Annotated in this window: 9 protein-coding genes and 1 pseudogene; 5 read left to right on the top strand and 5 right to left on the bottom strand. The window is 72.4% G+C overall.

Going from position 1 to position 7,630, the window contains the following annotated elements:
- Nucleotides 1-461 (bottom strand): annotated as a pseudogene (locus tag J0670_RS24035) (hypothetical protein); the annotation flags it as partial.
- Between the two features lie 352 nt (nt 462-813).
- Between J0670_RS24035 and J0670_RS24030 the strand changes: the two are divergent.
- On the top strand, nt 814-1,533 hold the full coding sequence (locus J0670_RS24030) for a chitinase (protein ID WP_207813731.1): 720 nt from the start codon (nt 814-816) through the stop codon (nt 1,531-1,533).
- Nucleotides 1,534-1,677: 144 nt separating this feature from the next.
- Nucleotides 1,678-2,250 (top strand): hypothetical protein, encoded by a 573-nt coding sequence (locus J0670_RS24025; RefSeq protein ID WP_307806663.1) that lies wholly within the window; start codon nt 1,678-1,680, stop codon nt 2,248-2,250.
- A 34-nt stretch (nt 2,251-2,284) separates the two neighbouring features.
- Here the strand turns inward: J0670_RS24025 and J0670_RS24020 are convergent, their stop codons facing one another.
- Nucleotides 2,285-3,253 carry an SDR family NAD(P)-dependent oxidoreductase gene (locus J0670_RS24020; protein ID WP_207813730.1) on the bottom strand — a complete coding sequence of 323 codons (969 nt, stop codon included), beginning with the start codon at nt 3,251-3,253 and terminating at the stop codon, nt 2,285-2,287.
- Between the two features lie 56 nt (nt 3,254-3,309).
- Here J0670_RS24020 and J0670_RS24015 point away from each other — a divergent pair, with 56 nt between their 5' ends.
- Nucleotides 3,310-3,750: a MerR family transcriptional regulator gene (locus tag J0670_RS24015; protein ID WP_207813729.1), complete on the top strand. Its 441-nt coding sequence runs from the start codon at nt 3,310-3,312 to the stop codon at nt 3,748-3,750.
- Here the strand turns inward: J0670_RS24015 and J0670_RS24010 are convergent.
- The 3 genes from J0670_RS24010 to J0670_RS24000 all read right to left on the bottom strand — a co-directional run bounded on the left by J0670_RS24010 (nt 3,723) and on the right by J0670_RS24000 (nt 6,133).
- Nucleotides 3,723-4,010: a hypothetical protein gene (locus J0670_RS24010; RefSeq protein ID WP_207813728.1), complete on the bottom strand. Its 288-nt coding sequence runs from the start codon at nt 4,008-4,010 to the stop codon at nt 3,723-3,725. The genes J0670_RS24015 and J0670_RS24010 overlap by 28 nt on opposite strands.
- Nucleotides 4,011-4,350: 340 nt before the next feature.
- Complete coding sequence (locus tag J0670_RS24005) at nt 4,351-4,836, bottom strand: hypothetical protein (RefSeq protein WP_207813727.1); 486 nt, start codon at nt 4,834-4,836, stop codon at nt 4,351-4,353.
- 100 nt (nt 4,837-4,936) lie between these two features.
- On the bottom strand, nt 4,937-6,133 hold the full coding sequence (locus J0670_RS24000; RefSeq protein ID WP_207813726.1) for an MFS transporter: 1,197 nt from the start codon (nt 6,131-6,133) through the stop codon (nt 4,937-4,939).
- A 60-nt stretch (nt 6,134-6,193) separates the two neighbouring features.
- Here J0670_RS24000 and J0670_RS23995 point away from each other — a divergent pair, with 60 nt between their 5' ends.
- Both J0670_RS23995 and J0670_RS23990 read left to right on the top strand, forming a co-directional pair.
- Complete coding sequence (locus J0670_RS23995; protein WP_207813725.1) at nt 6,194-6,715, top strand: CGNR zinc finger domain-containing protein; 522 nt, start codon at nt 6,194-6,196, stop codon at nt 6,713-6,715.
- Between the two features lie 93 nt (nt 6,716-6,808).
- On the top strand, nt 6,809-7,528 hold the full coding sequence (locus J0670_RS23990) for a DsbA family oxidoreductase (protein WP_207813724.1): 720 nt from the start codon (nt 6,809-6,811) through the stop codon (nt 7,526-7,528).
- Nucleotides 7,529-7,630: the final 102 nt, after the last annotated feature.

Raw genomic sequence — 7,630 nt, 5'->3', positions numbered from 1 at the left:
GCGAGTTCGGCGGGCAGCGGGTCGGGCAGCGAACCGGCCGCGCGGGCCACCGCCTGGGCGACGGCGTCCGGGTCGACCAGGGCGGGCAGGTCCTCGCGGGCGAGCCAGGCGGTGTGCGCCCAGGGGTGGGCGGGCTCGTACTGGATCGCCGAGGCGAGCAGGCCGACGGCGGCGTCCCAGTCGCCCGCGGCGGCCTCGACGTGGGCGCGGCAGACGACCGTGCCCAGGTAGACCTCGCCGTCCAGCGGGAACAGTTCGCGGGCCGCCGCCGGGCCGCCCGCGGCGGCGCACAACTCGGCCAGCGCCTCGTGCAGTTCGGGCAGCTGGGGGTCGGCGAGGATCGCGTCGGAGAGGTGGTCGGCGGCGTGCCCGAGGTCTCCGGAGTCGATCGCCAGCCGGGCGACGGCCACCTCGCCCTCGGCCGCCAGTCGGGCGTCGCCCTCGTCCTCGGTGTGCGCCATGCCTGTGCCCCCCGGTCGCGCCGTGTCGCTCGTGTGCCTGTGTCGTCGTGCGTGCTGCGCGGATGAGGCTATCCGGTGCATATGACGGACGGATGATCACCCCACGGTGGATGTTGTCCAACTCCTGGATCGGATACAGCCCTTACGAGTGGTTTGAAGGCCGGAACAGTTCAGGTTCATGTCATCGACGACCACGATTGCCTCCGGCGCTCCGAGAACTCCGCGAGCTCCGAAAGCGCCGCGGGCCCCGAAAGCCCCGAAAGTTCCGAAAGCTCCGAAAGCTCCGCGAGCTCCGAAAGCTCCGCGAGCGAAGCGCCGATCCCCCGAACGCCCCCTCACCCGACGAGGAACGATGAAGTTCTCCCGAGCCCTGTCCGCGGCCGCCTCGGCCGCCGTCCTGAGCACCATCGCCCTGACCGGGCCGACGACCACGCAGGCGGCCGCCGCCGGCTCCTTCGTGGTCAGCGAGGCCCAGTTCAACAAGATGTTCCCGAACCGGAACGCCTTCTACACGTACAAGGGCCTGACCGACGCCCTGAGCGCGTACCCCGGCTTCACCAACACCGGCGACACCGCCACCCGCAAGCGCGAGGCGGCGGCCTTCCTCGCCAACGTCAGCCACGAGACCGGCGGCCTCAAGTACGTCGTCGAGCAGAACACCGCCAATTACAGCCACTACTGCGACACCTCCCAGTCGTACGGCTGCCCGGCTGGGCGCAGCGCGTACTACGGGCGCGGGCCGCTACAGCTCAGCTGGAACTTCAACTACAAGGCCGCGGGCGACGCCCTGCACATCGACCTGCTGAAGGACCCGTACAAGGCGGAGAAGGACCCGGCCGTGTCCTGGAAGACCGGCCTCTGGTTCTGGAACACCCAGAAGGGCGCCGGGACGGTGACATCGCACAACGCGATCGTGGGCGGCAAGGGCTTCGGCGAGACCATCCGCAGCATCAACGGCGACCTCGAATGCAACGGCAAGAACCCGGACGAGCGCAACGACCGGATCAACCTCTACAAGCAGTTCGTCGGGGTGCTGGGCACGGACGTCGGCGGCGGCGCCATCTCCTGCTGACGTATAGTCAAACTATCGTCGTGGAGCAGGAAGTCGGCTCGACCGACCTCCTGCTCCGCGCGCCTGACGATCGGGTGATGTTGTCCGTGCTGCCCGCGTGTCGGTGGCATCTGGTCAACTGCTCCTCTGGAACGAGACGAGGAGGTGGCCGCCGGAATGGGCGTGCTGACCGACTACTTCCGTGCGCCTGATGCGGCGACGGTCGTACGGGCCTTGGAACTGACCGGGGGCGGGCGGCCCGAGTTCTTCAGCGGGGGCTCTCGCGGGGGCTCCAACCGGGGCTCCGCCCGGACCCTCGACGGGGCCTTCGACGGGGCCTTCGACGGGGTCGAGGCCAAGCGCCTCGACCCGGGCGTCGTCCTGGCGGAGCTCGTCGCCGCCATCCGGGACGAGCCGTGGCAGGTCGACCTGGTGGTGGAGACGCCGGTCTGGCCGACCACCCCGGAGCCCGGCCCCCACCGGCCGGACGGCCCCGCGGACGAGGACGACCCGTGGACCACCGGCCCCTGGGTGACCGAACTCGACGACGCCACCCGGGACACCCTCGCCCTGGTGCCCGACGAGCGCGTGCCGGAGGCCGCCGCGCGGTGGGCCCAGGCGGAGGAGAGCGGCGACGCGGACCCGTGCGATCTGCTGCTGGTGGCCCGGGAGTTGATCGGCCTCGCCCGCCGGGCCCGAGCGGCCGGCGAGCGGCTGTACTGCTGGATCTGCCTCTGAGGCCCGTCGGCTGAGCCGCCCGTCGACGGGCGGCTCAGCCGATGAGCGGGGCGGCGCCGGTCGCGGCGAGGGACAGCTCCCAGAGGCGGGCGGCCGCGGCGGGGTCGACGGCGTACGGGCGGACGCCGCCGTCGTCCATCGGGGCGTCCGGGCCGGCGACGCGGGCGACCTCGCAGTCCTCCAGGTAGAGCCCGCCGCGACCGTCGAGCAGGGGGGAGGTGGCCGCCCAGAGGCCGGTGGCCGCACCCTGGGAGGCGGTCTTGAAGTCGGCGCCGACCACGGCGCCGTGCTCGTCCACCCAGCCGCGGTCGATCTGCTCCCGGAGTGTCAGTTCCCGCTGCAGCCCGGTGATGATCTTGCCCGGATGGAGGGCGAAGGCCCGCACGCCGTCCCTGCGCCCGAGCGCGTCCAGGTGCACGGCGAACAGCGCGTTGGCGGTCTTCGACTGGCCGTACGCGAGCCACTTGTCGTACCCCGTACGGAAGTGCGGGTCGTGCCAGCGGATGTCGGTGAGGGCGTGCCCGGCGGAGCTGTGGACCACGACGCGCGCCCCGCCGTCGGCGGCGGCCAGCAGCGGGTAGAGCTCGCAGACCAGGGCGAAGTGCCCGAGGTGGTTGGCGGCGAACTGCCCCTCCCAGCCCGGGCCGACGCGCCGCTCCGGGGCGGCCATCACGCCCGCGCCGGCGAGCAGCAGGTCGAGGCTCGTCGCCGATCCGGCGATCCGGGCGGCGGCGGCGCGCACGCTACCGAGGTCGGCGAGGTCCATCGGGACGACCTCGTAGCCGTCGCCGAGCGCGGCACGGGCGGTGTCCGGCCTGCGGGCCGGGACGATCACCCGGGCCCCGGACCCCCTCAGGGCCCGGGCGGTCTCCAGCCCGAGGCCGGAGTAGCCGCCGGTCACCACGGCGGTCCGGCCCGAGAGGTCGAGGCCGGCCATCACGTCCTCGGCGGTGCTGGTGAAGGAGAAGGGCGAGCCGATCGGCTGCTGGTTGCTGGTGGTCATGACGAAGACCGTAGGAGCTGGAGCGCGGTCTAGATCAAGTCCTACCCTCGGGCAGCATGACGGACTTGACGGAACTGGGCATCGGCGAGGTGGCGTCGCGCACCGGGCTCAGCGTGCACGCGCTGCGCTTCTACGAGCGCGAGGGCCTGCTGATCGGACCGGTCGGGCGCACCACGGGCGGCCGGCGGCGCTACACCGCGCTCGACGTGGAGTGGTTGCAGATCTGCATCCGGCTGCGCGAGTCCGACATGCCGCTCGTCGACCTGCGCCGCTTCGCCGAACTGGTGCGGCAGGGCCCCGGCAACGAGGCCGAACGACTGCACCTGCTCACCGAGCACCAGCGGCGCGTCGACGAGCGGATCCGGGCCTTGGAGGAGTGCCGCTCGGTCATCGCCCGGAAGGTCGACGTCTACGCCGAGCACCTCGCGCGCGGCGAGGCCACCGGCCTCTGGGACCCGACCGACCGGAACTACCCGTCGACGCGGCGCAGATCGTAGAGGTACGACTTGCCCGCCTTCCAACTGCGCCACGGCCCTTCGGGCGGCAACGCCGCCTCCCGCACCGCCCGCCCCACCAGCGGCCACCCGTTGCCGGCTCCATCGGCGCCGAACGTGTACCACCCCCGCTCCGGCACCCACCGGCACCACACGTCCAGGTCCACCCGCTTGAACGACGGACGGCCGTTGAACTCACCGTCCAGCCGGAACCGGTAGACCAGCCCGTCGAGACGGCGGACGAGCTCGAACCCCGACACCATGGATCACCCCCAACTACCGCTCCCACACTGCCGACCAGAATGGCCTCATGGATACTGTCCCGGCGATCGACCGGCTGTGCACGCGCATTTCCTCGGACTGCGCGAGGACCACCTCGCCCCGCACGACGTGGTCGAGCTGGCCCGTCTGGCCGCTCTGCCCGGACCACCGGTCGGGCGTCCACGCCCTCACTCATCAGGGCACGGCCGTGTGGTGGTGCACAAGCGGCGGCGGACATGTGGCAGCCCCCATCGGCCAGTTGGCGCGCACACCCCGCTGACGGCGAGAACCCCTGCGCCGTCGGCCCGCCGCTCGGAAGCGGCGGGCCGACGAGGGGGAAGATCAGGCCGGCGGGGTGCCGTTGGGCCAGAGGCAGGGAGAGATGACCTCCAGTTGGAAGGTCCGACTCGCGTCGCTGGCGCCGTCCAGGATCGCGACGAAATCGTCCTTGAGGCTCTTCATCTTCACCCAGCCGACGTGAACGCCCGGCTCCTCGACCGGCTGGAAACCCTGCCCGGTGAGGTAGGTGCGGAAGGCGTCCGCAGCCTGAGTCCTGCCTGACAGCGGGAGGTCCTCGAAGGTGGCGGACCTCCAGGTCTGCTTCCGGCCGTGCGGACCGATGTCGTTGGCGTCGCATTCCAGATCGCTGAATGAGGCCGGACTCGACACGGGCTTCATCGGCAGGTTCGCCTGGATGTCCGTCTGGTAGCTGTCGATCTGCTTCCTCGCCTGGTCGAGCGTCATCGTGGGCTTGGACCGTTCCTTCAACGTGCTCGCCCCACAGGCATTCACAGCCAGCATCGTGATCACCAGAACGGCCGCGACCACGGACCTCTTGGCCAGTGGCAATGCCACAGCCCCCGACACGCCACCAGGACGCAGCACGACCCATCCCCCAGACAGCCAGCCCACCCGAACTGACAGGCACTTACTGTCCCACACCCACCCCGAGCGACTTTCCACTCACCCGCCACAGGGCCGCAGCGGTGAGGCCAGCGAGGAGGAGCCACGACAGGGTGAACGTGTGGGTGGTGTCGCGGAGGAGGCCGAGGAGGGGTGGGGTGAGGACGATGGCGATCTGGTTGGTGGTCATGGCGAGGCCGAGGGCGGAGCCGGTGCGGCCGGGTGGGGCGGATTCGGCGACGTGGGCGACCCAGGGCCCGTACCAGCCGATGCCGAAGAAGCCGAGCAGGACGAACAGCGCGCAGGCGGTCGCCGGGTGGTGGCCGAGCGGGGTGGCGAGGGCGAGGGTGCCGGCGGTGACGGCGGCGAGGCAGGCCCGCACGGTGGTGTAGCGGCCGCTCCGCGCACGGTCGCTCCAGGCGGCGAGGCAGATCCGGCCGGCGATGCCCGCGCCCTGGGCGGCCACCAGGACGAGGGCGGCGGAGCCGGCGCTCAGACCGGCGGTGTCGTGGAGGTGGAGGACGGTGAGGATGCCGAGGCCGCTCTGGGCCGCGACCAGGGCGATACCGGAGAGCATGATCCGCACCATGGCGGGTTCGCGGAGCATCCGGAGCTGGGGCGCGGGTGGAGGAGTCGAGGCGGCGGGCGGAGACGGTGGCCGCCGGTAGCAGCCGGTGAAGACGGCGGCCCCCGCGAGCGCGACCAGGGCGCCGGAGACGAGCGTCGCCCGCCAGCCGTACTGCGCCGCGAGCACCGGCTGCACCGCTGCCGCGAGCGCGCCGCCCAGGGGCAGGCCTGCCTGCCGGATGCCCATCGCGAGGCCGCGCTGCGAGCTGTCGAACCAGGCGGCCACCGACTTGCTGCCGCCCGGCTGCGCGCTGCTGTACCCGGCGCCGACGATCAGCAGCGCGAGCAGGAGCATGCCGTACCCGGGGGCGGCGGCACCGAGCGCGAGTCCGGCGGCGACCACGAGGGCGCCCGCGCCGACGATCCAGCGTTCGTCGTAGCGGTCGAGTAGCCGCCCGACGACCAACAGTCCGATCAGCGGCATGAGTTGGGCGGCGGAGAGGAGCAGCCCTAGCTGCCCGGTGGAGAGCGAGAGACCGTCCTGCAAGGCTGGCCCGAGCGAGCCGACGCCCTGGACGAAGTAGCAGGTGGCGGCCTGGGTGAAGGTGGCGATGCCGAGGACGGCCCAGCGGTAGCGCGGGCGGACGGCGGGCATGGTGGAACTCCGTGACGTGGAGGGGTGGTTGATCGCCCCCCAGGCTGGTGTAATGCCCTTGTGCAGCTCAACCCTTACGGCGCCGACGCCGTCAACCTGGCCGCCGCGCTGGCCGATCGGCGCCCGGCGAGCACGGAGGAGCTGGCCGAGCGCTGCCGCGTCGCCGGCCTGATCATCGAAGGTGCCGTCACCGCAGCGGACTTGAGGACGGTGCTCGCCGCCCTGGACGCCTGGGAGCACGTGGTGGACGCCCCCGACGAGCGCGCCCGGGCGGCTCGGCTCAACGACATGCTCGCGGCCTCCGCCTCGCACCCCCGCCTGACCGACCACGGGGACGGGGGCTGGCACCTGCACTACCGGGAGGAGCACCGGCCGTTCGGGGAGACGCTGCACGCACTGATCGCGGTCGGCACGGCGCTGCACCTGGTCGGGCGCGGGATGCACCGGCTCGGGCGGTGCGCGGTGCCGGAGTGCGGGCTGATCTTCGCGGACACCAGCCGGACCGGGCGGCAGCGGTACTGCTCGCAGCGCTGCGCCAACCGGGACGCGGTGAGGCGGCACCGGGACCGCGCTCGCGGCTGAGCGTTTCAGGACGCGAAATATCCAGGCGGGCGGAGGTGTTCGCCCGGGTGTTGGCGCGGGAGGTCCGCGCGAGGCCCGGAGGAGTGAAGCCCCATGCGCGTCGAAATCTGGAGCGATATCAACTGCCCGTGGTGCTACGTCGGCAAGGCCCGGTTCGAGAAGGCCCTGGAGCGCTTCCCGCACCGGGACGAGGTGGAGGTCGTCCACCGCTCCTTCGAGCTGAACCCGAACGCGTCGCGTGAGGCCCGCCTGGTGGTCCCGCTGCTCGCGGCGAAGTACGGGATGAGCCTGGAGCAGGCGGCGGCCGCGGAGGCGCGGGTGGCCGAGAACGCGCACGGGGAGGGCCTGCCCTATCTGAGCGAGGGCCGTGTCGGGGCGAACTCCTTCGACATGCACCGCCTGCTGCACTTCGCCAAGGAACACGGGCGGCAGCTGCAACTGCTGGACGCGCTGTACCGGGCCAACTTCGCCGAGGAGCGCTCCGCGTTCGAGGAGGAGCGGCTGATCGAGCTGGCCGTCGAGGCCGGGCTGGACGGCGAGGCGGCGGCGGCCGTGCTGGCCGACCCGGAGGCGTACGCGGAGGCGGTGCGCGAGGACGAGGCGACGGCGAGCGCGATGGGCGCGACGGGCGTCCCGTTCTTCGTCCTCGACCGTCGGCTCGGCGTCTCCGGCGCCCAGCCTGCGGAAACGTTCACCCGGGCGCTGGAGCAGGCCTGGGAGAGCCGGGTGCCGGTGGCCCTGGTCCCGGTCGGCGGCGAGGCGGAGGCCGGGGACGCCTGCGGCCCGGACGGCTGCGAGCTGCCGCAGCACTGAGGCCGGCGATCTCGGCCACCTCGCCCGAACCATGCCCCGCCCGCTCGCCGACTCCGGCGAGCGGGCGGGGTCGCTTCTCCCACCAGCGCCGCGAAGCTCGAA

The organism is Streptomyces sp. FH025 (genome assembly GCF_017427025.1).
In the GTDB taxonomy this organism is placed as follows: domain Bacteria; phylum Actinomycetota; class Actinomycetes; order Streptomycetales; family Streptomycetaceae; genus Kitasatospora.
This window is presented reverse-complemented; position numbering and strand designations above follow the sequence as displayed.